22 protein-coding genes and 1 riboswitch are annotated in these 22,334 nt (G+C 73.6%); of the genes, 8 read left to right on the forward strand and 14 right to left on the reverse strand.

Going from position 1 to position 22,334, the window contains the following annotated elements:
- Positions 1-20: 20 nt before the first annotated feature.
- Positions 21-449: a DUF1992 domain-containing protein gene (locus tag ACIF8S_RS06680; protein WP_399997705.1), complete on the reverse strand. Its 429-nt coding sequence runs from the start codon at positions 447-449 to the stop codon at positions 21-23.
- Positions 450-571: 122 nt separating this feature from the next.
- On the opposite strand from ACIF8S_RS06680, the gene ACIF8S_RS06685 reads away from it, so the two are divergent.
- The gene (locus ACIF8S_RS06685; protein WP_399997706.1) at positions 572-964 is read left to right on the forward strand and encodes an FHA domain-containing protein; all 393 of its coding nucleotides are present in this window, start codon (positions 572-574) and stop codon (positions 962-964) included.
- Positions 965-1,094: 130 nt separating this feature from the next.
- On the opposite strand, the gene proP is transcribed toward ACIF8S_RS06685, so the two are convergent.
- Complete coding sequence (gene proP, locus ACIF8S_RS06690; protein ID WP_399997708.1) at positions 1,095-2,528, reverse strand: glycine betaine/L-proline transporter ProP; 1,434 nt, start codon at positions 2,526-2,528, stop codon at positions 1,095-1,097.
- Positions 2,529-2,920: 392 nt separating this feature from the next.
- Between proP and ACIF8S_RS06695 the strand changes: the two genes are divergently transcribed.
- Complete coding sequence (locus tag ACIF8S_RS06695; protein WP_399997709.1) at positions 2,921-4,990, forward strand: bifunctional glycosyltransferase 87/phosphatase PAP2 family protein; 2,070 nt, start codon at positions 2,921-2,923, stop codon at positions 4,988-4,990.
- Here ACIF8S_RS06695 and ACIF8S_RS06700 read toward each other — a convergent pair.
- Both ACIF8S_RS06700 and ACIF8S_RS06705 read right to left on the reverse strand, forming a co-directional pair.
- Positions 4,944-6,611, reverse strand: coding sequence for a hypothetical protein (locus ACIF8S_RS06700; RefSeq protein ID WP_399997711.1), 1,668 nt, complete (start codon positions 6,609-6,611; stop codon positions 4,944-4,946). The two genes, ACIF8S_RS06695 and ACIF8S_RS06700, sit on opposite strands and share 47 nt — an antisense overlap.
- A 12-nt stretch (positions 6,612-6,623) precedes the next feature.
- On the reverse strand, positions 6,624-7,052 hold the full coding sequence (locus tag ACIF8S_RS06705) for an ATP-binding protein (RefSeq protein ID WP_399997712.1): 429 nt from the start codon (positions 7,050-7,052) through the stop codon (positions 6,624-6,626).
- Positions 7,053-7,143: 91 nt separating this feature from the next.
- Here ACIF8S_RS06705 and ACIF8S_RS06710 point away from each other — a divergent pair, with 91 nt between their 5' ends.
- Genes ACIF8S_RS06710 through ACIF8S_RS06720 form a run of 3 tightly spaced genes read left to right on the forward strand, consistent with a single transcriptional unit; the run spans position 7,144 to position 8,793 of the window.
- Entirely contained in the window at positions 7,144-7,971 is an 828-nt protein-coding gene (locus tag ACIF8S_RS06710) for a helix-turn-helix domain-containing protein (RefSeq protein WP_399997714.1), read from the forward strand.
- The gene (locus ACIF8S_RS06715; RefSeq protein WP_399997716.1) at positions 7,952-8,143 is read left to right on the forward strand and encodes a DUF397 domain-containing protein; all 192 of its coding nucleotides are present in this window, start codon (positions 7,952-7,954) and stop codon (positions 8,141-8,143) included. Before ACIF8S_RS06710 ends, ACIF8S_RS06715 begins: the two co-directional genes overlap by 20 nt.
- Positions 8,140-8,793, forward strand: coding sequence for a maleylpyruvate isomerase N-terminal domain-containing protein (locus tag ACIF8S_RS06720; RefSeq protein WP_399997717.1), 654 nt, complete (start codon positions 8,140-8,142; stop codon positions 8,791-8,793). Before ACIF8S_RS06715 ends, ACIF8S_RS06720 begins: the two co-directional genes overlap by 4 nt.
- A gap of 70 nt (positions 8,794-8,863) precedes the next feature.
- Here the strand turns inward: ACIF8S_RS06720 and ACIF8S_RS06725 are convergent, their stop codons facing one another.
- The 7 genes from ACIF8S_RS06725 to ACIF8S_RS06755 all read right to left on the reverse strand — a co-directional run bounded on the left by ACIF8S_RS06725 (position 8,864) and on the right by ACIF8S_RS06755 (position 16,207).
- Positions 8,864-9,289, reverse strand: a complete 426-nt coding sequence (locus ACIF8S_RS06725; protein ID WP_145825482.1) for a transglycosylase SLT domain-containing protein — start codon at positions 9,287-9,289, stop codon at positions 8,864-8,866.
- A 309-nt stretch (positions 9,290-9,598) separates the two neighbouring features.
- Complete coding sequence (locus ACIF8S_RS06730; RefSeq protein WP_399997718.1) at positions 9,599-10,444, reverse strand: ECF transporter S component; 846 nt, start codon at positions 10,442-10,444, stop codon at positions 9,599-9,601.
- On the reverse strand, positions 10,441-12,105 hold the full coding sequence (locus ACIF8S_RS06735) for an ABC transporter ATP-binding protein (RefSeq protein ID WP_399997719.1): 1,665 nt from the start codon (positions 12,103-12,105) through the stop codon (positions 10,441-10,443). Before ACIF8S_RS06735 ends, ACIF8S_RS06730 begins: the two co-directional genes overlap by 4 nt.
- Positions 12,102-13,286 carry an energy-coupling factor transporter transmembrane component T gene (locus ACIF8S_RS06740; protein WP_399997721.1) on the reverse strand — a complete coding sequence of 395 codons (1,185 nt, stop codon included), beginning with the start codon at positions 13,284-13,286 and terminating at the stop codon, positions 12,102-12,104. The genes ACIF8S_RS06735 and ACIF8S_RS06740 overlap by 4 nt, the downstream gene beginning before the upstream one ends.
- Positions 13,279-13,941 carry an SCO2322 family protein gene (locus tag ACIF8S_RS06745; protein ID WP_399997722.1) on the reverse strand — a complete coding sequence of 221 codons (663 nt, stop codon included), beginning with the start codon at positions 13,939-13,941 and terminating at the stop codon, positions 13,279-13,281. Before ACIF8S_RS06745 ends, ACIF8S_RS06740 begins: the two co-directional genes overlap by 8 nt.
- Complete coding sequence (locus tag ACIF8S_RS06750; RefSeq protein ID WP_399997723.1) at positions 13,938-15,161, reverse strand: prenyltransferase/squalene oxidase repeat-containing protein; 1,224 nt, start codon at positions 15,159-15,161, stop codon at positions 13,938-13,940. The genes ACIF8S_RS06745 and ACIF8S_RS06750 overlap by 4 nt, the downstream gene beginning before the upstream one ends.
- Before the next feature lie 129 nt (positions 15,162-15,290).
- A riboswitch (cobalamin riboswitch) is annotated at positions 15,291-15,362 on the reverse strand.
- A 167-nt stretch (positions 15,363-15,529) separates the two neighbouring features.
- The gene (locus ACIF8S_RS06755; protein ID WP_399997724.1) at positions 15,530-16,207 is read right to left on the reverse strand and encodes a TetR family transcriptional regulator; all 678 of its coding nucleotides are present in this window, start codon (positions 16,205-16,207) and stop codon (positions 15,530-15,532) included.
- Between the two features lie 207 nt (positions 16,208-16,414).
- Between ACIF8S_RS06755 and ACIF8S_RS06760 the strand changes: the two genes are divergently transcribed.
- From ACIF8S_RS06760 to ACIF8S_RS06770, 3 genes are read left to right on the forward strand one after another with little or no spacing between them, the layout of a single operon-like run.
- A complete protein-coding gene (locus ACIF8S_RS06760; protein WP_399997725.1) occupies positions 16,415-17,872 on the forward strand; it encodes a glycosyltransferase family 4 protein in 1,458 nt (485 codons plus the stop codon).
- Positions 17,866-18,606, forward strand: a complete 741-nt coding sequence (locus ACIF8S_RS06765) for a class I SAM-dependent methyltransferase (RefSeq protein WP_349793279.1) — start codon at positions 17,866-17,868, stop codon at positions 18,604-18,606. The genes ACIF8S_RS06760 and ACIF8S_RS06765 overlap by 7 nt, the downstream gene beginning before the upstream one ends.
- Positions 18,603-19,706 (forward strand): prenyltransferase, encoded by a 1,104-nt coding sequence (locus tag ACIF8S_RS06770; RefSeq protein ID WP_399997727.1) that lies wholly within the window; start codon positions 18,603-18,605, stop codon positions 19,704-19,706. Before ACIF8S_RS06765 ends, ACIF8S_RS06770 begins: the two co-directional genes overlap by 4 nt.
- A gap of 250 nt (positions 19,707-19,956) precedes the next feature.
- On the opposite strand, the gene ACIF8S_RS06775 is transcribed toward ACIF8S_RS06770, so the two are convergent.
- The 3 genes from ACIF8S_RS06775 to ACIF8S_RS06785 form a co-directional block, all read right to left on the reverse strand.
- Positions 19,957-20,250, reverse strand: a complete 294-nt coding sequence (locus tag ACIF8S_RS06775) for a hypothetical protein (protein ID WP_048457677.1) — start codon at positions 20,248-20,250, stop codon at positions 19,957-19,959.
- A gap of 111 nt (positions 20,251-20,361) precedes the next feature.
- Positions 20,362-21,195: a hypothetical protein gene (locus tag ACIF8S_RS06780; RefSeq protein ID WP_399997729.1), complete on the reverse strand. Its 834-nt coding sequence runs from the start codon at positions 21,193-21,195 to the stop codon at positions 20,362-20,364.
- Positions 21,196-21,354: 159 nt separating this feature from the next.
- Positions 21,355-22,332, reverse strand: a complete 978-nt coding sequence (locus ACIF8S_RS06785) for an N-acetylmuramoyl-L-alanine amidase (protein ID WP_399997730.1) — start codon at positions 22,330-22,332, stop codon at positions 21,355-21,357.
- Between the last annotated feature and the right edge of the window lie 2 nt (positions 22,333-22,334).

Genomic DNA, 22,334 nt, shown 5'->3' on the forward strand with positions numbered 1-22,334 from the left:
GCCCCGGCACGCCCGCCCTGTCAGTCCCGAGCTTCCCGTCCGTCCGACGCCGCCCGGCGCTCCCGCCACCGGCGTACGACGTCCTCGACGTCGTACGGCTTCTTGCCCAGCGGGGGGCCGGGCGGCGGCTTGAACATCATGTCGCTGATCTTCGCGTTGATCTCCGCGAGGATCTTCCGCACGACCCGCTCCGAGGGGGCCGCGAGAGCGGCCTCCAGGGCGTCCTCGGCCTCCTTGCGCAGCGCCAGCGTCGGCGGCAGGACCGAGAAGCCCTCGCGGGCCATCTTCCGCTTCACCCACCACAGTTCGTCGTAGGTGCTCTCGACCTCGCGCGGCAGGGGCTTGCCCACGCCCTCCAGCTGCTGGAACTCCCCGCGCGCGTCGGCGTCGCGGATCTGCTTGTCGACCCAGCTCTCGAAGTCGACGCCGGGTGGCTTTCGCTCGGTCATGAGCCCATTGTGCCGGACGCCGTCCGGCCGGGCGTTTTATCATGCGGCGGCGGGGAGCCGATCCGGCCGCCCCGGGCCGGCGCCGGGGCCCCGGCCCCCAGGACCTCCCAGGAGGAGCGCACGTGCTCGAACTCACCATGGCCGCGGTGTCCGCGGCGGAAGCGGGCGCCACGGCCGGGATGCTCATGGCCGACGCGCCCAGCGAGCCGGGCGCGTCGCTGCGGGTGGGCCGGGACTCGTCCCTGTGCCGGCTGTCGACGCCGGACGACTGGCTGTTCGTCTCCCGCGTGCACCTGGAGTTCCAGTGCGGCCAGGACGGCACCTGGCACCTGACCTGGCTGCGCGGCTCGCTGCCCGAGCCGTCGTCCGAGGTGCGGCTGACCGTCGGGGAGTACGCCCACCCGGTGACCTACGGCGGCACCGTGGCGCTGCCCCGGGGCGGCAGCGGCGAGGTCGTCATCCAGGACCGCACCGCCCCGCGCAGCGTCAACGTCGGCTTCTACCACGAGGCGTGAGCCGCAGGGCGTGAGCCGTCCGACCGGGACCGCCCACGCCACCACGCGCGCCGGCGCGAAACCGCCGGCCGGCCGGCCGGCCCGCCCGGCCGAACCGGCCGTCGAGGACACGGGGCACGGCCGCCGGCGGTCAGACCTTTTCCGCAGGCGTCCCGGCCTCCAGCGAGGGCGCCGAGCCGGGCAGCGGACGGCCCGCCGACTCGGCCATGCGCCACACCGCGAACCCGCCGATCACGGCGGCCGCCATCATGTAGTAGGCGGGCATCATGACGTCGCCGGTCGCGCCGATCAGGGCTGTGACCACCAGCGGGGTCGTGCCGCCGAAGAGGGACACCGAGACGTTGAAGCCGATCGACAGCGAGCCGTAGCGGACCCGGGTGGGGAACAGCGCGGGCAGCGCGGCCGGCATCGCGGCGGTGAAGCAGACCAGCAGCAGGCCGAGCGCGCCCAGGCCGACGGCCACCGCGAGCAGCGAGCCGTCGCGGATCAGCAGCAGCGCCGGGACGGACAGCGCCAGGAACCCGGCGCAGCCGGCCGCGATCACCGGTCGGCGGCCGACCCGGTCGGTCAGCGCGCCGGCGAACGGCTGGACGATCATCATCAGGACCATCACGCCGAGCACGACGACCAGGCCGTGTGTCGCGTCGTAGCCCAGCTCGCTGGTGAGGTAGCTCGGCATGTACGACAGCAGCATGTAGTCGGTGACGTTGAAGACCAGCACCAGGCCCACGCAGAGCAGCAGCGCGCGCCACTGGCCGGTGACCATCTCGCGCAGCGGCACCTTCGGGCGCTCGGTCTCGGCCTTGGCGACCTCGGCCTTGAACGCGGGGGTCTCCTCGAGACGCATCCGCAGGTACAGGCCGATGATGCCCATCGGGCCGGCGATCAGGAACGGGATCCGCCAGCCCCAGGAGAGCAGGTCGTCCGTGGACAGCAGTGCCGTCATCAGGGTGACCAGGCCCGCGCCGCCGATGTATCCGGCGAGCGTGCCGAACTCCAGCCAGCTGCCGAGGAAGCCGCGCCGTTTGTCGGGGGCGTACTCGGCGATGAAGGTGGAGGCGCCGGCGTACTCGCCGCCGGTGGAGAAGCCCTGCACGAGGCGGGCCGCGAGCAGCAGGATCGGGGCTCCTACGCCGATCGCGGCGTAGGAGGGGATCAGGCCGATGGCGAAGGTGCCCGCCGCCATCATGATCATCGTGAGGGCGAGGACCTTCTGCCGGCCCACGCGGTCGCCGAGCGGGCCGAAGACCATGCCGCCGAGCGGGCGGACCAGGAAGGCCGCGGCGAAGGCGCCGAACGTGGACAGCAGCTGGGCGGTGGGGTTCCCCGAGGGGAAGAAGACCTTGCCCAGGGTGACGGCGATGTAGCTGTAGACACCGAAGTCGAACCACTCCATCGCGTTGCCGAGCGCGGCCGCCTTGACGGCGCGCCGGACGAGCGCGGGGTCGGTGACCGTCGGGGGGCCGACGGCGGGGTCGGGTGCCTGTGCGGGACCGGCCTTCCCGGGCGCGGGTGAGCCGGGACCGGGGACGACGGGATGAGGGGCGACCGGGACAGTCGACAAGACGTCGCTCGCCTGCCTTTCGTCGGGATCAGGGACGGGGTCCGCGCGGCGGCACTGTCGGGCGGGCCGAAGCAAGCGACCATAGGCGCCGTTTCCCCCCTTACGGGCGGTACGTAATTAGCTGCATACTGCATCGAAATGCCGTGTGTCCAGGCACGCCGCGGCGCCCCGGACCACCCTCCGCCGTGGCCGGTTGTGATCCTTCTCGCGTCACCCCGGGGCAACGTGATCCCGCGCGGACTATCGTCATCCGGACAAAAGACAGCGGGCCGTCAGGTGAAGCGGCGGTGTCCCGCGTCCTTGTCGAGGGGTGCGCGCCTCATAGGCTGCGCACGACGAATCCCCCCGCACGGGACACGCGGGGAGAAAACGGGGCGGGAGGCCGACGAGGCGTGGCGAATGCGGAACACGGTGGGAGACCGGCCGAGCCCTTCGGGGCGACGGCCGTGGGCGGTGTCCAGGCGCGGATGCGGGCGGCACGCCTCGGACTGTGGCTGCTCGCCGCCGCCCTCGCGGTACGCCAGGTCGCCCACGTCCTCACCACCCCCAGCGGTGAACGGCTGACCGACCTGGAGACCTGGGTCGGCCCCGCGGGCGTCCTGCACGTCAGCGGGTCCCTCTACGACTCCACCGAGTTCACCGGCACGCCCTTCGGCGGGCTGGTCCTCAAACCGCTCACCAGATCGGCCGAGGAGACCCTCGGCTGGGGCTGGACCTTCGGCACCCTGCTGCTGGTGGTGGCCCTGGCGCTGATCGCCGCCCGCGCGCTGCCCCAGCCGGTCGGCCGGCGCACCGCCCTGCTCGCCGCGCCCGTCGCCGTCAGCCTGCTCATGCTGTCCCTGCCGGTGCGCAACACCCTCTGGCTCGGCCAGACCAGCATCATCCCGGTGCTGCTCGTCCTGCTCGGCTGCTTCGTCGCCCACGGCCGGCGGGCCGGCGGCGTCCTCGTCGGCGTCGCGGCGGCCCTCCAGCCGACCCTGCTGCTCTTCGCGCCGCTGCTGTGGTTCACCGGCCGCCGGCAGACCGCCGCCACGACGGCCGTCACCTTCGCCTCGGCCACCGCGCTCGCCTGGGCCGTCATGCCCCAGGACTCCACCACCTACTGGGTGCACCACATGGCGGGTGTCGGCCTCGGCGGCCCCGCCGACGCCCTCGCCAACCAGTCCCTGCACGGCGCCCTGCTCCGCCTCGGCCTCGGAGGCCCGCTGGAGATCGCCGTGTTCCTGCTGCTCGGCGCCGCCGTGGTGGCCCTCGGCATGCGGCGCGCCGTCCGCTACGCCCGCGACGGCCAGCTGCTCCTCGCCGTCGGCATCACCGGGTGCGCCGCCATAGCGGTGTCCCCGACCGCCTGGCAGCACCAGCTGCTCTGGGTGCTGCTCACGGTCGTCGGCCGGGTCGGCAGGCGGGCCCGCGACCGGCTGGTGTGGCCGGTCGCCGTCGTCCTGGTGATGACACTGCCGGCCAAGATGATGCTGCCGAACATGGCGTTCCTGTACCCGCTGCGTGACAACGTGGTGCTGCTCGCCGCACTGGCCGCCGCCACCGCCGTGCCGTTCCTCGCCCGCACCTCGCCGTACTTCCGCGACCCCGAGCCGACGCCGTACGCCCCGCCCGTGCCGGCCCGGTTCGCGTTCGTGCCGCTGCTGCCGTTCCTGCGCCGGGTGCTGATCCGCCCCAACCTGCTGCTGGAGCTGCTGCTCATCCGCGTCACCTACGCCGGATACGCCAAGGTGCGCCTCGCCGCGACCGGCGGCAGCAACTCGGCGGGCCGCGCCCGCGCCGAGGAGCACGGCCGGCAGATCCTGGACCTGGAGCGCGTGCTCCACCTGGACATCGAGCACGCCGTCAACCACGCCGTGGTGAAGGTCGGCTGGCTGCGGGAGTTCTTCGACTTCTACTACACGTCGTTCCACTTCGTGGTGCCGCTGACCGTCCTCGGCCTGCTCTACTGGCGCCGCCCCGTCCACTACCGCTGGGCGCGCTCCGCCCTCGGCTTCGCCACGCTGCTCGCCCTGGTGGGCTTCTGGCTCTACCCGCTCGCCCCGCCGCGCCTGATGCCGGACCTCGGCATCATCGACACGGTCCACGGCGTGCAGGACTTCTCCCAGCCCGACTACGGCACGCTCACCGCGCTCACCAACCAGTACGCGGCGATGCCGTCGCTGCACTTCGGCTGGTCGCTGTGGTGCGGTCTGGTGATCGCGATCATCGCGCCCAAGGTGTGGATGAAGGCCCTCGGCCTGCTGCACCCGCTGTTCACGGCCGCCGCGATCGTCGCCACCGGCAACCACTGGATCCTGGACGCGGCCGGCGGCGCTCTCGTCGTCGGCGCCGGCTTCGGCCTGACCTACCTGTTGCAGGGCCCGCGCGCCCGCACGGTCACGGCGGCGGCGGAAAAGGAGGAGAGGACGGAGGTCAGCAGCGGGCCTCCGGTTCCGGAGAAGGACCGTACTCCGAGCTGATCCGGTACTCGCCGGGCGCCGACACGCCGAGCCGGGTGAACTCGCCCGCCCGGCTCAGACACCCGCCGCCGTCCACCCGCAGCCAGGGCGAGTACGCGATCCGCACGGTCACCGTCCCGGGCCGCGCCACCCGCAGCACCAGCTCCGCGCCGGACGTCCGCACCACGGTCCCCGGCGCGGAGACCAGCGGCACGGCGTCCCGGACCCGGTAGATCCGCCAGTGGGCGTCCTGCCAGACCGGCAGCAGCCAGTCGGGGCTCTGCGCCCGCACCAGCCGCGCCTCCTCCTCGGCGAACCCGTCGGGCTTGCCGTCGTGCAGGACCACGAACCCGACCGCCCACCGGTCCAGCCACGCCCGGTAGGCCGCCTCGGAGAACGAGCCGTCGTAGAACAGCCGCGCCCGCTCCATGTCGAGCTGCCGGTTCCAGCCCCGGGCGAGGTGTACGTACGGCGCCAGCGCGACCGCCTCCCGGTGGTTGCGCGCGGGCACCACCTCGACCCGGGTGCGGTCCGCGCCGAGCGACTCCAGGGCCCGGACGACCCCGTCCGTCTGCGCCGCCCAGGCCGGGACGGTCGTGGACACCTTCAGGTCGTCGACGGTCTTCTTGCCGGTCCACCCCACGGAGAACACCAGCGCCACCACCAGCAGACCGCGCCGCACGGCGGCCATGCGCGGCTGCGCGAGCAGCGCGACCAGGAAGGCGACGGGGGCCGCGTACTCCGCGAACCGCTCGACGTTCGTGCCGATGGGGGAGGGGATCAGGTACACCAGCACGGTCCCGGCCGCGTAGACGACGCCGCTCCACCGCACCACCCGCCAGGACGGCGGGGACAGAACGGCGACGGCGATGCCGAGGGCCGCGGGTATCCCTACGCGGCCCGCGGGCATCAGCTGCTCCCCGTGGAAGGGGAAGAGCAGACTGGTCGCGCCGACCACCACGGCGGGCGGCAGGAGCAGGGCGACGGCGGGTCCGGTCCGGCGCACCAGCACGTAACCCGCCCCGACGACCGCGAGGAACAGCCCCGCGACCGGGGACGCCATGGTGGCGAGGGCGGCGTAGGCACCGGTGAGGACGAGACGTTTCTGCTCGGTGAGGTACAGACACGCGGCCAGTCCGAAGGCGACCCCGAGGGCGAACGTCGTGCGCCCGGAGGCCACGTTGCACCACAGGCCCAGCGCGGCGAGCAGCGCGGGCGCGAGCGGCTTCCACGGCCGCACGCGCCCGATCAGCACCGCCGCGGTCCAGGTGGCGGCCACCCCCGACACCACGGTGAGCGCCCGCACCCCGAGCGCCGCCATCAGGTACGGCGATATCAGGCTGTAGTTGGCGGTGTGCATGCCGCCGTACCAGAAGAGGTTGTACGCCGATGAGCCGTGGCGTCCGGCGAAGCCCGCCCACGCGTCCTGAGCGGCGAGGTCACCGCCGCCGGTGGCCAGCACGGCCCACCACAGCGCGTACAGCGGCAGCACGGGCAACGTCGCCAGGAGCGGCAGGCGATGACGCCGGCAGAAGGAGCGGAAGGGTTGCCTCCGGTCCGGGACCGTGTCCGGGCGCTTGATCAGGGTGAGGTCGGCAGAGGCCACGATCATGGAGACGTCATACGCCATCGTGACGTTCATCCGACAAGCGGGTCAGGTGTGCGGCCCCCGGGCGCACTCGAACCACACGGTCTTCCCGCCCCGCCCACAGGGCTCCACACCCCACGTATCGCTCACCGCGGCCAGCAGCGCGAGTCCGCGTCCGTGTTCCGCATCGGGTGCCAAGTCGTCCGGCACGCACGGCACTTGGTCGCTGCCGTCCGTCACCTCCACGCGGACCCCCCGCGGCCGGCGCAGCACCAGCAGGGCGCAACGGCGGCCCGGGACATGGCGGACGACGTTGGCGAGCAGTTCGGTCACGCCGAGCTCCACGGCGTCGGACAGCTCCTCCGCCTCCCACTCGCGCAGCAACGACCGCACGATGCGCCGGACATGCCGCGCCGAGTGCTCACCCACGGTGAGCCGCATCGCGTACCGGTCGCAGCGCGGGGCGAGGACGGTGAGGGCAATGTGTTCGTTCACGCCACCAGGCTGACCTCGGCCGACTACGCTCCGCAACGGAACGGATACAACCGGTCCCGTCGTGGGCCGCGTTGCGCGAGAGGGGCTGCGCGTGAGCCACATCAACGTCCTCGACCCGGGTGCGTCCCCGCTGGACTACTACGGCTTCGAACTCCGCCGTCACCGCGAGGCCGCGGGGCTGACCCAGCGGCAGCTCGGCGACATCGTCAACTACACGGGGTCGCTGGTCGGCCAGATCGAGACGGCCAGGAAGCTGCCGACACAGGAGTTCAGCGAACGGGTGGACGCGGCGCTGGGCACGGGCGGGCTGCTGTCCCGCCTGGTGGCGCTGGTCATGCGGAGCCAACTGCCGGGGTGGTTCCAACAGGTCGCGGAGTTGCAGGCGCGGGCCGGCGCCATCTACAGCTTCGATCTGGGCATGGTGCCCGGGCTCCTCCAGACCAGGGCGTACGCGCGCGCCGTCCTCGGTGCGCTGGACACCACGGACCTCGACGACCGGACCGCCGTGCGCCTGGACCGGCAGCGCATCCTCGTGCGGGAGGACCCTCTGCTGTACTGGGTGGTTCTCTGCGAGGCGGCCCTCCACACGGAGATGGAGGGTCCGGCCACGATGCGGGAGCAACTGGGCCACCTGTTGTCGTTCGAGCACAACCCGCTGGTCAACATCCAGGTGTTGCCGTTCCGTGCGGGGGCGCACGCGGGAATGACCGGCTCGTTCGACATCTACCGGTTCGAGCACGACCCGGCCATCGTCTACACGGAGGGCTACGGCAGCGCACACCCGACCGCGAATCCGGACACAGTGAAGAACTGCTCGCTCCGTTACGATCATCTCCAGGCTGCCGCGCTCCCGTTGAAGGATTCGGCGGAGTTGATCCGGCACGTGATGGAGGAACGCTATGGAGATCAACTGGCGTAAGTCCAGCTACAGCAGCGACCAGGGCGGGAACTGCGTCGAGGTCGCCGCGATCCACAGCACGACCGTCGCCGTACGGGACTCGAAGAACCCGCGGGGGCCGATGCTCACCCTGCGGCCCGGTGCCTTCGCGGCCTTCCTGTCCTGGACGACGACCGCACAGTCACCCCGGTGACGGACTTCTCCCGCTCCTGGAGCGCCCTGCTCGCCGCCGTTGCCGACGTCCCGGACGAGGACTTCGACCGGCCCTCCGGCTGTCGCGGCTGGCTGGTGCGGGACCTCGTCTGCCATCTCGTCATCGACGCGCAGGACGTCCTCATCACGCTCGTCACCCCCGCCGACACTGCACCCACGGCGGACGCGACGACGTACTGGGACCTCGTCGGACCGCCGACCGGTGACGACCCGCTGGACGCGCTGATCCCGCGTCTGGCCGCCGCGTACGGCGACCCCGCGCTGCTGAAGTTCCACCTGGCCGACGTGGGGGCTGCGGCCGGGCGGGCCGCCCGGCTGGCCGATCCCGCCGCCCGCGTGAGCACCAAGGGCAAGGTGCTCACCGCCGGCGACTACCTCTCGGCGTACGTCCTCGAGTGGACCCTGCACCACCTCGACCTGATCGCCCGTCTGCCGTCGGCGCCGAGGCCCTCGGCCGAGATCCTCACGGCGGCCCGCACTGCGCTGGAGAGGATCGCGGGCGCGCCCTTCCCGGGCGAGCTGTCCGACACGGACGCCCTGCTCATCGGGACGGGCAGGCGTACGCCCACCGCCGACGAGACCGCCGCGCTGGGCGGCCTGGGGGAGCGGCTTCCACTGGTCCTCGGCTGAACGCAGGCGAAGGCGGCGGCCCCGGGGATCGTGGGGCCGCCGCCTTCGGTATCAGGGTGACGCTCGTCCGTCAGTACCAGTTGTTGGCCTGCCAGAAGGACCAGGCGTCACAGGCGCTGCCGTAGCGGTCCTTCATGTAGTCCAGGCCCCACTTGATCTGGGTGGCCGGGTTGGTCTTCCAGTCGGAGCCGGCCGAGGACATCTTCGAGGCCGGGAGCGCCTGGACCAGGCCGTAGGCGCCGCTGGAGGCGTTGGTGGCCTGCGGGTTCCAGCCGCTCTCGTGCGAGACGATCTTCGAGAAGCACTGGAACTCGGCCGAGTTGCCGATCATCTTCTTCGCGGTCGCCTGGGCCGAGGCGGCGGTCGGGGCCGCCGTGGGCGCGGCCTGCGCGGGCGCGGCGGCGATCAGCGTGCCGCAGGTGGCGGCCGTGAGGGCGGCACCGGCGATGGCCTTCTTCGGGGTGGCGACGGAGCGGAGGAAGGAAGCGGCGGACACAGGCGGCCTTTCGGTCGGAAGCAGGGGAGTCGCGCGCCCTGCCGTGAGGCGGGGCAAAACGTCGGCGCCGCGACCCGTGGGGGACGTCGGCGCCTGGCGACTGCTCCACAGAAACAAATCTTGGGATTGCCCGCAAAGGTCCCTTTTACTACCGGCGGTCGGAGGGGGCGGTGTCCTTGCGTTCGCAACATCCGTTTCAGGATGGAATCGCCCCAAAGGGGTACGCGGTCGGTCTACGGTGCCCGTTCGTATGTGACGCCAGTCATGTGGGGTGCTTCACCAACTCGCCTACGGTACGCGTCCGAACCCTTACCGAGGGGCGTCGCCGAATGTGACGGGCGCCTCGAAAGCGGCCCTTCTCGTGGCGCGGCGCAGTGCCCGCAGCACCGTCGCGCCGACGGTGAGGGTGAGCACCACCGTGATCACGGCCCGCCCCAGGTCCCAGCCCAGGGAGGTGGCCAGGCAGTACGCGACGAAGCGGGCCAGGTTGGTGGCGAGCGGGGCGTCGGCGGAGAAGGCGATGTTCGACGCCAGCGCCGACATGAAGGGCCAGCCCGCCATGTTCATCACCGTGCCGTAGGCGAAGGCGGCCAAGAAGCCGTACCCGGCGAGCATCCAGACCTCCGCGCGGCCACGCAGCCGGTCGGGGCCCGGCAGGAAGCCGGCGCCCATGGTGAACCAGCCCATCGCCAGCATCTGGAACGGCATCCAGGGACCGACACCGCCGGTGAGCAGCGCCGACGCGAACATCGTGACCGAGCCCAGGGCGAAGCCGAAACCCGGACCGAGGACCCGGCCGCTGAGCACCATCAGGAAGAACATGGGCTCGAGGCCGGCCGTCCCCGCGCCGATGGGCCGCAGGGCCGCGCCCGCCGCCGCGAGGACGCCGAGCATCGCCACCGCCTTCGGCCCCAGGCCGGACTCCGAGAGGGCCGCCGCCACCACGGCCACCAGCAGGACGAGGAGCCCGGCGAACAGCCACGGCGCGTCCGCTGCGTGCGCGTTCACCGCCGACTCGGGCGGGGCGAGGAACGGCCAGCCGAACCCGGCCACGCCCACCGCGCTCACCAGGGCCAGCGCCAGCCAGGAGCGCGCCCCCAGCCGCAGCGCGCGGGCCTGGCGGTCGGTCCGCCGCACGGGCATCGGTTCGTTCATCGCTCCAGCGCCTCCTCGACCTGCGGGACCGTGAGCCACGGCTGCGGCGCCAGGATCTTCGCCACCTGCGGGGCGAACGCCGGGGACGCCACGACCACCTCCGCCGCCGGGCCGTCCGCGATGACCTCGCCCTCGGCGAGCAGCACCACCCGGTGCGCCAGCTCCGCCGCCAGCTCCACGTCGTGCGTCGCCATGACGATCGCGTGGCCCTCGGCGGCCAGCCCGCGCAGGATCGCCGTCAGCCGGGCCTTCGCCGCGTAGTCCAGGCCGCGGGTCGGCTCGTCGAGCAGCAGCAGGGGCGGCCGCGCGGTCAGGACCACCGCGAGGGCGAGGGTCAGCCGCTGGCCCTCGGACAGATCCCGGGGGTGGACGTCGTCGGCCACCGACGGCAGCAGCTCGGTGAGCAGCGCACGGCAGGTGCCCGGCTCGGCCCCCGCGTCCCGGTCGGCGGCCGCGCACTCCGCCGCCACCGTGTCCGCGTACAGCAGGTCCCGGGGTTCCTGCGGGACCAGGCCGACCTTGCGGACCAGGTCGCGGGGGCAGGTGCGGTGCGGGACCGCGCCGCCGGTGCGGACCGACCCGGAGGACGGGGCGATCAGCCCGACCAGCGCGCCGAGCAGCGTCGACTTGCCCGCGCCGTTGCGGCCCATGAGCGCGATCGTCTCCCCGGCGGAGACGGTGAGGTCCACGTGGGTCAGCGCCCGCACGCGGTCCCGGCGGACGGCGAGGGAGCGCACCTCGGCCACCGGCTCGGGGGCGTCGGCGGCCCCCCTCTTCCCGCGCCCGAAGAGACGCTTCACCGGGGGAGCGGTCACGGGAGCAGCGGTCTCCCGCCCGGGGCGCCTGCCCTCCAGGCGTTCCCGCAGCGGGGCCGCCCTGCGGCGGGCGTCGCGGACCGTCAGGGGCAGCGGGGACCAGCCGGCCAGCCGGCCCAGCTCGACCACCGGCGGGCACACCGGCGAGACCGCCATGACCTCCGCCGGAGCGCCCAGCCAGGGGCGCTCGCCGGGACCGGGCAGCAGCGCCACCTGGTCGGCGTACTGGACGACCCGCTCCAGGCGGTGCTCGGCCATCAGGACCGTCGTGCCGAGGTCGTGGACCAGACGCTGCAGAACCGCCAGGACCTCCTCGGCGGCACCGGGGTCCAGGGCGGACGTCGGCTCGTCCAGGACCAGCACCTTCGGGTGCGGGGTGAGCACCGAGCCGATCGCCACCCGCTGCTGCTGGCCGCCGGACAGCGTGGAGATCGGACGGTCCCGCAGGTCGGCGAGGCCCAGCAGGTCCAGGGTCTCCTCCACCCGGCGGCGCATCACCTCGGGCGGCAGACCCAACGACTCCATTCCGTAGGCGAGTTCGTCCTCCACCGTGTCCGTGACGAAGTGCGACAGCGGGTCCTGGCCCACCGTGCCGACCACGTCGGCGAGTTCGCGCGGCTTGTGGGTGCGGGTGTCGCGGCCCGCGACCGTGACCCTGCCGTGCAGGGTGCCGCCGGTGAAGTGCGGGACCAGCCCGCTGACCGCGCCCAGCACCGTCGACTTGCCGACGCCGGACGGGCCCACCAGCAGGACCAGTTCGCCCTCCGGGACCTCGAAGTCGACGTCCCGCACGGCGGGTCCGGCCGCGCCGTCGTAGGTCACCGACACGTTCTCGAAGCGGATCACGGCGTCGGCTCCTTGCGGGTGTCGCGGACCGCCTCGGGGGCGGGGGTGACGAAGGCGGGCAGCAGGCCGATCAGCACGGCCGCCGCCGGCCACAGGGGCAGGGTGGGCGCCACCAGCGGGACCACACCGGGGTTGAGGCCCCCGGGGGCGCGGGCGCCGGCCAGCACGAGGAGCGCCGCCACCACCGCGCCGGACGCGGTGACCAGCCAGGCGCGGGCGTCCCACGGGTCCGGGCGGTAGCGGGTGCGCAGGGTGCGCCGCCCGCCCAGCCAGAGGCCCGCCAGCGCGGCGGCCAGACCGGCGAGCAGCACGGGCAGCCCGTAGCTGCCGCCCTCGGCGGTGAGGATCCCGTACGTGCCCGCGCAGACGCCGAGCAGACCGCCGAGCGTGAGCGCGGCCGTGGTGCGCCGCACGGCGGGCGGCACCTCGGCGGTACGGCCGTAGCCGCGCGCGTCCATCGCGGCGGCCAGGGACACCGAGCGTTCCAGCGCGCCCTCCAGGACCGGCAGCCCCACCTGGAGCAGACCGCGCACCCCCTTGTCGGGGCGGCCCCGCAGCCGGCGTGCGGCGCGCAGCCTGCGCACGTCGGCGATCAGGTTCGGGGCGAAGGTCAGCGCCACCACCACGGCCACGCCCAGCTCGTACAGCGCGCCGGGCAGGGACTTCAGCAGGCGGGAGGGGCTGGCCAGGGCGTTCGCGGCGCCCACGCAGATGAGCAGCGCGGCCAGCCGCAGCGCGTCGTACAGGGCGAACGTGAGGCCCTCGGCGGTGACCCGGCCGCCCAGCCGGATGCCCTGCGCCCAGCCGGGCAGGGGCACTTCGGGCAGGGTGAACAGGGTGTGCGTGCCGGGGATGGGGGAGCCGAGGACTACCGCGAAGGCCAGCCGCAGCACCAGCACGGCGACGGCGAGCTTGACGAAGGCGCCGTAGGAACGGGCCCACGGTGTGTGCGGGCGCCGGACGGCCACGACGTAACCCGAGACGGTGATCAGCAGGGCGAGCAGCAGCGGGTTGGTGGTGCGGGTGGCCGCGGTGCCCAGCGCGAGGGCCCACAGCCACCACGCGCCGGGGTGCAGCCCCGCGCGGCGCGAGCGCGGGACGGGGGCGCCGGCGGCCGGCGCCTCCCGCTCCGGGCGGGACCGGGCAAGGCCCGGGCGCCCGGAGCCGCGTGACTCACGCACGGCGGCGGACCTGCCAGACGGCCGCGGCGCCCAGCAGGACCACCACCGCCGCACCGGCGATCAGTCCCACCGAGGGCCCGGAGCCGTCCGCCTCCTGCGCGGAGTCCTGCCCGGGGGTGTCGTCCCGCGCGCCGGAGGAGGCGCCTTCCTTGTCCAGGGCGACCTGCTCGCCGCAGCCCTTCACCGGGTAGCCCTCGATCGCGCACAGCATGGCTTTGCTGTCGTAGCGCAGGGGCTTGGCGACCGAGGCGAGGGCCTCCGCCGTCGAGGCGTCCTCGGGCACCTGGGCGCACGCCGTGCGGACGGCCGGCGGCTTCTCCCCGGACGGGGCGTCCGCGGGTGTGCCGAAGTCGACGACCAGCGCCACCCGCTTCGCGCCGTCCTGCTGGGGCGTCTTCGCGCAGATCTCGTCGAACGAGGCCGTGCCGCGCGGCTTGGCCGCGTCGCCGGAGTCCTCGCTGACGGAGAAGCGGAAGCCCTGCACGGAGCCGTCCGCGGGCCGGACGAGCGACGGGCCCACGGTGGCGTACGTCCACGCGCCGCCGTCCCGCTCCCAGAAGGACCAGTAGCGGTAGCCGGCGGCCTGAGCCTGGCCGGCGCCCGCCAGCAGGGGCAGCAGCGCGGCCAGGAACAGCAGGGCGACCCGGCGGATCACGGCTGCTGCCTCTTGCCGCGGTTGCTGATCAGGAAGCCGATGCCGATGCCCGCGACGAGGCAGACGCCGACGAACCACCAGACGCCGAACGGGGAGTCCGAGTCCTCCTCGTCCTTGGTCTCCTCGCCCGTCTTCGCGGTCTTCCCCGGCGCGGCGGCCGGGCCGGTCGCGGTCAGCTGCTTCACCAGGTCCGTGCCGCCGAAGTCGCGCGGATCCGCGCCCGTCGCGTGGGCGGCCAGGATCAGCTGCGCGTAACCGGCGGGTCCGCTCTGCGCGGCCCAGTCGGCGGCGTTCGCCTCCAGCCAGGCGTAGGACTTCTTCGCCTGCGCCGCGTCGCCCTGCGCGGCGAGCGCGACCACCGCGTCGGCGGTGTTGCCGAAGTCGGGCTGGTCCTCGGCGCCGGGCGTGACGGCGAGGAGGTGCCCCTTCGCGGCGAGGGCGCCGGCGAGGTGCGCCGCACCGTTCGCGGCGGCCCGCTCCGGGGTGGTGGCCCTCTCGCAGCCGGTGGCCGCGGCGCCGTCGCCCGTGCCGGGCTCGACGAGCAGGCCCTGCCCCAGCGAGCCGAGCACGCCCGCCGCCGTCGCGTCCAGGTTGGCGGTCAGGCCGCCGTCCTTCTCCGGCTGGAAGGCGAAGGCGCCCGCGCCCTTGCCCGTGCAGGGGAGTTCAAGGCCGAGCAGCGCGTCGTAGGGGGACTTGCCGCCCTTCCTCACCTCGCCGGGCTTCTCACCGGCCGCGGCGAGCGCGCCGACGACGACGGAGGTGGAGTTGGTGTCGCTCGCGCCGCCCTTGGTGTAGCCCCAGCCGCCGTCCTCGTTCTGGACGGACTTCAGCCAGCCGACGGCCTTGTCCGTGACGGCGTCGTGGCCGCCGAGCGCGGCGAGCGCCTGGACGGCGGCGGCGGTCTGGTTGGTGTCGACCATGGTCTTCGCGTCGCACGCGGCGGCCGGATCGGCCCGGAACGGCGCGAACGAACCGTCGGCGCACTGCTGGCCCTTCAGCCAGTCGACGGCGGCCTTCGGCGGCTCGGCGTCGGCCGCGTGCTGGGCGAGCAGGGCGAGCGACTGGCGCCACACCCCGTCGTACTGCGGGTCGGTGTCGCCGTACAGCGCGGACGGCAGGGCCGGCCGCGAGGGCGAGGGGGACGAGTCGGCTGCGGCCGGTGCGGCGGCGCCTATGACGGCGACGGCGGCCAGCACCGCGGCGCTGCGGCGGACGTTCATGGTGGGCGGGGCCTCTCCCTGAAGAGGGCCGGGCAGCGCGGGACACCCCGGCGGCTCGGCTCCGTATACCTCGACGGTGCCCGTGCGCCGGCGGGCTGCCGGGCACGTGAGCCGGTCACGATCCGTGCGGGGCATTCCGGCTCGCCGTCCCGTGGACGGCTCACGGTTGCGGGTCAGCGCCGGATTTGCACCGGCTTCCCCCCGTACGGCGTGGACGACGCGGCCACTCTACCCGCCCCCGGGGCGGGGGTCGGGGGTGCCCGCGTGCGCGCGGAAGGCACACCAACGCGTGCGGTGACCGAGGTCACGGCACAGGTGGGACGGGCGGCACACGAGGGGACGCGGGGGCGGCGCGGCCGGCCGGCCCGTCAGGGGGCGCCGGTGTCGTCAGGGGAAGTCGGAGGCCCGGACGGTTCCGGTGTCGTCAGGTCGATCAGCCGGCACACCGTCTCGATGTCCACGCCCACCTGCGCGATGGAGGCACGGCCCGACAGCCAGGTGATCAGCGTCGAGTGCCAGGTGTGCCCGATGACCCGCACGGCCGAGAGCTGCTCGGGTGTCGGGTCGGTGAGGTCGGTGGCGTCCAGGATGATCGCCGTCGTCCGCCGGAAGACCTGCTCCACCTCCGCGCTCACACTGCGGTCCGCGAAGGTCAGCGCCCGCACCATCGCGTCCGCCAGGTGCGGCTCGCGCTGGAGCGCCCGGAAGGCCCGCATCAGCGTCTCCGCGACCCGCTCCGCCGCCGTGTCCCCGGCCGGCGGCCTCTTCCGCAGCGTCGCGTGCAGATGCTCCAGCTGGTCCTGCATCGTGGCCACCAACAGGTGCACCTTGGACGGGAAGTAGCGGTACAGGGTGCCCAGCGCCACCTGCGAGGACTCCGCCACCTCCCGCATCTGCACCGCGTCGAAACCGCCCCGGGACGCCAGCCGCGCGCACACGTCGAGGATGCGCCGCCGCCGGGCCTCCTGCCGCTCCGTGAGCGGGGAGGCCGGGTCGGTGCGCCCGGCGTCCGGCGCCGCCTTGGTCCTGTGGGCTTCCGCGGGCATGGGTCCCGTCCGTGACAGTCGGTGAGGATCGATGATCGGACAGCATGGCACGGCGTCCGTCGTGGCGTGAATCACCTGATCCACCGCTGCCAGCCTTCTTACCTGCCGGTAGATTCGGATCCTCCGAACGATCAACTCTGAAACTTGTTCTAGATCGGCGTCCCGTCGTACTGTCGCGGGACAGCGCAGGCAGAAGGGGGTCCCGCAGTGACCGCTGAGGCCAGTCAGGCCGGGCCCTCGGCGGGCCCCGCATCCGACGGCTCGCGACCGCTCCGCATCGCGCTCCTCACCTACAAGGGAAACCCGTTCTGCGGTGGCCAGGGCGTCTACGTACGCCACCTCTCCCGCGAACTGGCCCGGCTCGGGCACCGCGTCGAGGTCATCGGATCCCAGCCCTACCCGGTGCTCGACGAGGGCCACGACGGGCTGAGCCTCACCGAGCTGCCCAGCCTCGACCTCTACCGCCAGCCGGACCCCTTCCGCACCCCCAAGCGCGACGAGTACCGCGACTGGGTCGACGCCCTCGAGGTCGGCACCATGTGGACCGGCGGCTTCCCCGAGCCGCTGACCTTCTCGCTGCGCGCCCGCCGTCATCTGCGCGCCCGCCGCGGCGACTTCGACGTCGTCCACGACAACCAGACCCTCGGCTACGGCCTGCTCGGCGACATCGGCGCGCCCCTGGTGACCACGATCCACCACCCCATCACCGTCGACCGCCGCCTCGAACTGGACGCCGCCGAGAACTTCAAGCGCCGCATGTCGGTGCGCCGCTGGTACGCGTTCACCCGCATGCAGAAGCGCGTCGCCCGCCGGCTGCCGTCCGTGCTCACCGTCTCCGGCAGCTCCCGCGCGGAGATCGTCGAGGACCTCGGCGTACGGCAGGACCGCATCCACGTCGTCCACATCGGCGCCGACACCGACCTGTTCTCCCCCGACCCGTCCGTCGCGGTCGTCCCGGGCCGGATCGTCACCACCTCCAGCGCCGACGTGCCGCTGAAGGGCCTGGTCTTCCTCGTCGAGGCGCTCGCCAAGGTGCGCGCCGAACAGCCCGACGCCCACCTCGTCGTGGTCGGCAAGCGCCCCGCCGAGGGCCCCGTCGCCCAGGCGATGGAGCACTACGGCCTCGAAGGCGCCGTCGAGTTCGTCAAGGGCATCTCCGACGCCGAACTCGTCGACCTGGTGCGCTCGGCGCAGGTCGCCTGCGTGCCGTCGCTCTACGAGGGCTTCTCCCTCCCGGCCGCCGAGGCCATGGCGACCGGCACCCCGCTCGTCGCCACCACCGGCGGTGCCATCCCCGAGGTCGCCGGCCGCGACGGGGAGACCTGCCTGGCCGTGCCGCCCGGTGACGCCGGCGCGCTGGCCGCCGCGCTGACCCGCCTGCTCGGCGACAGCGAGCTGCGCGCCCGCCTCGGCGCCGCCGGACGTGAGCGCGTCCTGGCCAACTTCACCTGGGCGCGCGCCGCCGAGGGCACCGTCGCCCGCTACCGCGAGGCCATCGAGACCGCCCGCGCCGGCCGGGGCGGGGCCCCGCGCGCCGCGGCACCGGCCCCCAAGGCCCCGGCGCCCGAGGACCTCGACCTCGTCCCCGACGCTCTCGCGGACACGGGCGGCGTACCCGTGACCGCGGCCGACACCTCCGACCGTGAAAGCAGGGCCACGTGCTGACCGTCGACTTCTCCCGGTTCCCGCTCGCCCCGGGCGACCGTGTCCTGGACCTCGGATGCGGCGCCGGACGGCACGCCTTCGAGTGCTACCGGCGCGGCGCCCAGGTCGTCGCGCTGGACCAGAACGGCGAGGAGATCCGCGAGGTCGCCAAGTGGTTCGCGGCGATGAAGGAGGCCGGCGAGGCGCCCGCCGGGGCCACCGCCACCGCCATGGAGGGCGACGCCCTCGCTCTGCCCTTCCCCGACGAGTCCTTCGACGTCGTCATCATCTCCGAGGTGATGGAGCACATCCCCGACGACAAGGGCGTGCTCGCCGAGATGGTCCGGGTGCTCAAGCCCGGCGGACGCATCGCCGTCACCGTCCCGCGCTACGGCCCGGAGAAGGTCTGCTGGACCCTGTCCGACGCCTACCACGAGGTCGAGGGCGGCCACATCCGCATCTACCGGGCGGACGAACTGCTGGGCAAGATCCGCGAGGCCGGCCTGCGCCCCTACGGCACCCACCACGCCCACGCGCTGCACTCGCCGTACTGGTGGCTGAAGTGCGCCTTCGGCGTGGACAACGACAAGGCGCTGCCGGTGCGGGCGTACCACAAGCTGCTGGTCTGGGACATCATGAAGAAGCCGCTGGCCACCCGGGTCGCCGAGCGGGCGCTGAACCCGGTCATCGGCAAGAGCTTCGTGGCCTACGCGACCAAGCCGCACCTGCCGCGCGCCGAGGCGGACGCCACGTGACGACCTCCCGCCCGGCCGGCGACCGCCGCACCCCGCAGTCCGAACACCTCGTCCTCGACGGCGTGCTGACGGCCGAGCAGGCGGCGCGGACCGTCGCCGGGATCCTCGCGGTGCAGCGGGAGGACGGCGCCATCCCGTGGTTCCGGGGCCACCACCTCGACCCGTGGGACCACGTCGAGGCGGCGATGGCGCTGGACACGGCGGGCGAGCACGAGGCCGCCGAGCGGGCCTACCTGTGGCTGGCCCGGCACCAGCTGGAGGACGGCTCCTGGTACGCGGCGTACGCCGACGGCGACCCGGACGCCGTCACCGACCGGGGCCGGGAGACCAACTTCGTCGCCTACATCGCCGTCGGAGTGTGGCACCACTACCTGTCCACGGGCGACGACACCTTCCTGGACCGCATGTGGCCCGCCGTGTGCGCGGCCGTGGAGTTCGTGCTGAAGCTCCAGCAGCCCGGCGGGCAGATCGGCTGGCGGCGCGACGACGACGGCACGCCCACCACGGACGCGCTGCTCACCGGCTCCTCCTCCGTCCACCACGCGCTGCGGTGCGCGCTCGCGATCGCCGAGCAGCGCGAGGAGCCACAGCCCGACTGGGAGCTGGCGGTGGGCGCGCTGCGGCACGCCATCCGACGCCACCCGGAGCGGTTCCTGGACAAGGACCGCTACTCGATGGACTGGTACTACCCGGTGCTCGGCGGGGCGCTCACCGGTGCCGAGGCCAGGGACCGCATCGAGGAGGGCTGGGAACGCTTCGTCGTGCCCGGATTCGGTGTGCGCTGCGTGGTCCCCAACCCGTGGGTCACCGGCGGCGAGTCGGCCGAACTCGCCCTGGCGCTCTGGGCGACGGGCGAGTCCGACCGCGCGCTGGAGGTGCTCCAGTCCATCCAGCACCTGCGCGACCCGGGGAGCGGCCTGTACTGGACGGGGTACGTCTTCGACGACGACGCCATATGGCCGCGCGAGCTGACCACCTGGACGGCCGGCTCACTACTGCTGGCCGTCGCCGCCCTCGGCGGTCACGAGCCGACCTGTGCGGTCTTCGGCGGGGAACAGCTGCCGAAGGGCATGGACCCGGACTGCTGCCCGGACGCCTGACGGCGTACCGGCCCGTGAACCAGCGGGCCGGCCGGACCCGAGGCAGCGCCGACCGGGTCAGTGGCGGCGGAGGCGGCCGGCGATGGCGTGGCCGATGAACAGGTGGACGACGGCGGCGAGTCCGTAGCCGAAGACCACCCGGGCCCATTCCTCGTCGAAGGTGCTGTGTTCTCCCGGGGGGTGGCCCCGGACCCCCGGGTCACGCGGCTGGGCCGTGGGCGGGCGTGTCCGGGGCGGGTTGCCGACCGGGTCAGTGGCGGCGGAGGCGGCCGGCGATGGCGTGGCCGATGAACAGGTAGACGACGGCGGCGAGTCCGTAGCCGAAGACCACCCGGGCCCACTCCTCGTCGAAGGTGAACAGGTCACGCGACCAGGCAGCCAGCCAGTTGGCCGCGTCATGGACGAACCGGACCAGGTCGTTGGCCCGGTTGGCGTCCAGCAGATACATCAGAATCCACAGTCCGAGGATGACGGCCATGACGTCCGCGATCACCGCGATGACCGTCCCCGCGGAGGTGGAACCAGAGCGATATCGAGGGGACATGCTGTCCGTCTGGCCCCGAACGACCGCTTGAAACCAGCCCCGTTCGCGGCCTCGGCACGCGAACGGCCCCCCGCCCGCGAGGGCGAGGGGCCGTGACGACGGAACCGGGGCTCAGCCGCGCTGGATGCCCGAGGTGTCCTGCAGCACGCCGCGGCGGCCGTCCTGCGTCTGCGCGACCAGCGCCTGACCGCGCTGCTCCACCGCCAGGTACCAGGTACCGGGCGCCAGTTCGGCGATCGGGGTGGGCGAGCCGTCCTCCGGGAACAGCGGGCGCGGCACCGGCACGGCGAACCAGAACGGGGAGAATTCGGGGGCGGGCGCCGCGGCCGGCTGACCCTGCGGGGGCTGCTGACCACCGAACGGCTGCCCCGGCTGCCCCGGCTGCTGACCGCCGCCGAAGGGCGCCTGCTGCTGCGCGCCCGGGTAGCCGTAACCGCCGGGCGGCTGCCCGCCGTACGGCTGCTGCGGGGCGACGGCGGGACGGGCGGCCGGGAGCAGCGCGCCCTTGAGCGCCGGCACCAGCGGCGTGGCCACGGCGGCGGCGGCCATCACCAGGGTGGCGACGAGCGCGAGGATCAGACCGATGCCCGCGTCGGGGCCGTCGCTCGAACCCCCGAAGTTGTCGGCACCGCCGGCCGGGTCGAAGACGTTGCCCAGCGCGGTCCAGGCGGCGAACACCGCGAAGGCCACGCCGAACGGCGCCAGTTCGAGACCCGCGACCTTCGGCGGCTGCGGCAGGCCCCGGGCGACCACGATGAGGGCCGCGCCGATGATGCCCGCCAGCACGACGCCCAGCAGCACCGGACCGCTGGCCCACAGGCTGGGGATGTCCACGCTGTCCGGGGCGCCGTCGATCGAGTACAGATCGAGGAACGACGCGATGAACAGCAATACCGCTGCTCCGATCACCACGCCGTCGCCTCGAGTGAGGGAGCGGATATTCACTTCAGGTCCTTCGTAGGTCGTCTCGTCGTCGGAAGAGGCGTCGCTGTCACCATGTCGCCCGGAGGGTGCTGGTGCGAAGCGCGGGGGTGGCCCCTGATCGTACGGACGACACTATCGTCCGCCGGATCGGGCTGTCCGCCCGGATCAGTGGGCCGATCCCTACCCGCGCAGGAAGCTCACGATTCCCTCGGAGATCCCTTGCGCTGCTTTCTGCCGCCACGCGCCGCTGGTCAGCAGCGCCGCGTCCTTGCTGTCACGCATGTTCCCGCACTCGATGAACACCTTCGGAACCGTTGACAGATTGAGACCGCCGAGGTCCTCCCGCGTGACGAGTCCGGTACCGCCGCCGATGTAGTTGGACGGAGCGGTGCCGGTGACGCGGACGAACGAGCCCGCGACGCGCTCCCCGAGTTCGCGCGAAGGTCCGACGATGGCGCGGGTGTCCGCCTCGCCGTCGTTCACCGAGCCCGGCAAAATCACATGAAAGCCGCGGTTGCCGGCGCCGGAGCCGTCGGCGTGGACCGAGACCACGGCGTCGGCCTTCGCCTCGTTGCCGATCCGGGCCCGCTCGTCCACGCACGGCCCGTACGGGCGGTCGCGGTCCTGCGTCAGCTTCACCGTGGCGCCCTGCTTCTGGAGGACCGCGCGCATCCGGTGGGCGACGTCCAGGGTGAACTCCGCCTCCGCGTAACCGTCGTTGGTGGAGGTGCCGGTGGTGTCGCACTCCTTGCGGTGGGTGCCGACGTCCACCTGGCGGTTGATCTCGGCGGTGTGCCGGAAGTTCGCCGGGTTGTGCCCCGGGTCGATGACGACCACCTTGCCCTTGAGCGGGCCGGCCGCGGCGGGAGCGGAGGCGGAGGGCCGCCGCGAGGCGGGGGACTCCTCGCCCCCGCCGCCCTCGGCGCTCCCGGTGTCCCCGGCGGAGGGCGAGGCGGGCTGCGACGGCGTACGGGAGGCAGCCGACGGGGAGCCCTTGGCCTCCGCGCCCGCCCCGTCGTCGTCCGTTCCGCCCGTGGCCGCGTACACGCCCCACCCGAGCAGGCCGCCGCAGACGAGCGCGGCGACGGCCACGGTCAGCGGCCGGCGGCGGGACCGGGGGTTCCGGGGCGGATCGAAGTCGGGACCGGTGTACGACACGC

This window comes from Streptomyces sp. NPDC085937 (assembly GCF_044540535.1).
In the GTDB taxonomy this organism is placed as follows: Bacteria; Actinomycetota; Actinomycetes; order Streptomycetales; family Streptomycetaceae; genus Streptomyces.

Excerpts from the sequence above, each read along its gene's own strand:
- ACIF8S_RS06775 (WP_048457677.1), bottom strand. The coding sequence starts at position 20,250 with ATGTCCCCTCGATATCGCTCTGGTTCCACCTCCGCGGGGACGGTCATC.
- ACIF8S_RS06715 (WP_399997716.1), top strand. The coding sequence starts at position 7,952 with ATGGAGATCAACTGGCGTAAGTCCAGCTACAGCAGCGACCAGGGCGGG.
- ACIF8S_RS06700 (WP_399997711.1), bottom strand. The coding sequence starts at position 6,611 with ATGAACGTCACGATGGCGTATGACGTCTCCATGATCGTGGCCTCTGCC.
- ACIF8S_RS06730 (WP_399997718.1), bottom strand. The coding sequence starts at position 10,444 with ATGAACGAACCGATGCCCGTGCGGCGGACCGACCGCCAGGCCCGCGCG.
- ACIF8S_RS06755 (WP_399997724.1), bottom strand. The coding sequence starts at position 16,207 with ATGCCCGCGGAAGCCCACAGGACCAAGGCGGCGCCGGACGCCGGGCGC.
- ACIF8S_RS06750 (WP_399997723.1), bottom strand. The coding sequence starts at position 15,161 with ATGAACGTCCGCCGCAGCGCCGCGGTGCTGGCCGCCGTCGCCGTCATA.
- ACIF8S_RS06680 (WP_399997705.1), bottom strand. The coding sequence starts at position 449 with ATGACCGAGCGAAAGCCACCCGGCGTCGACTTCGAGAGCTGGGTCGAC.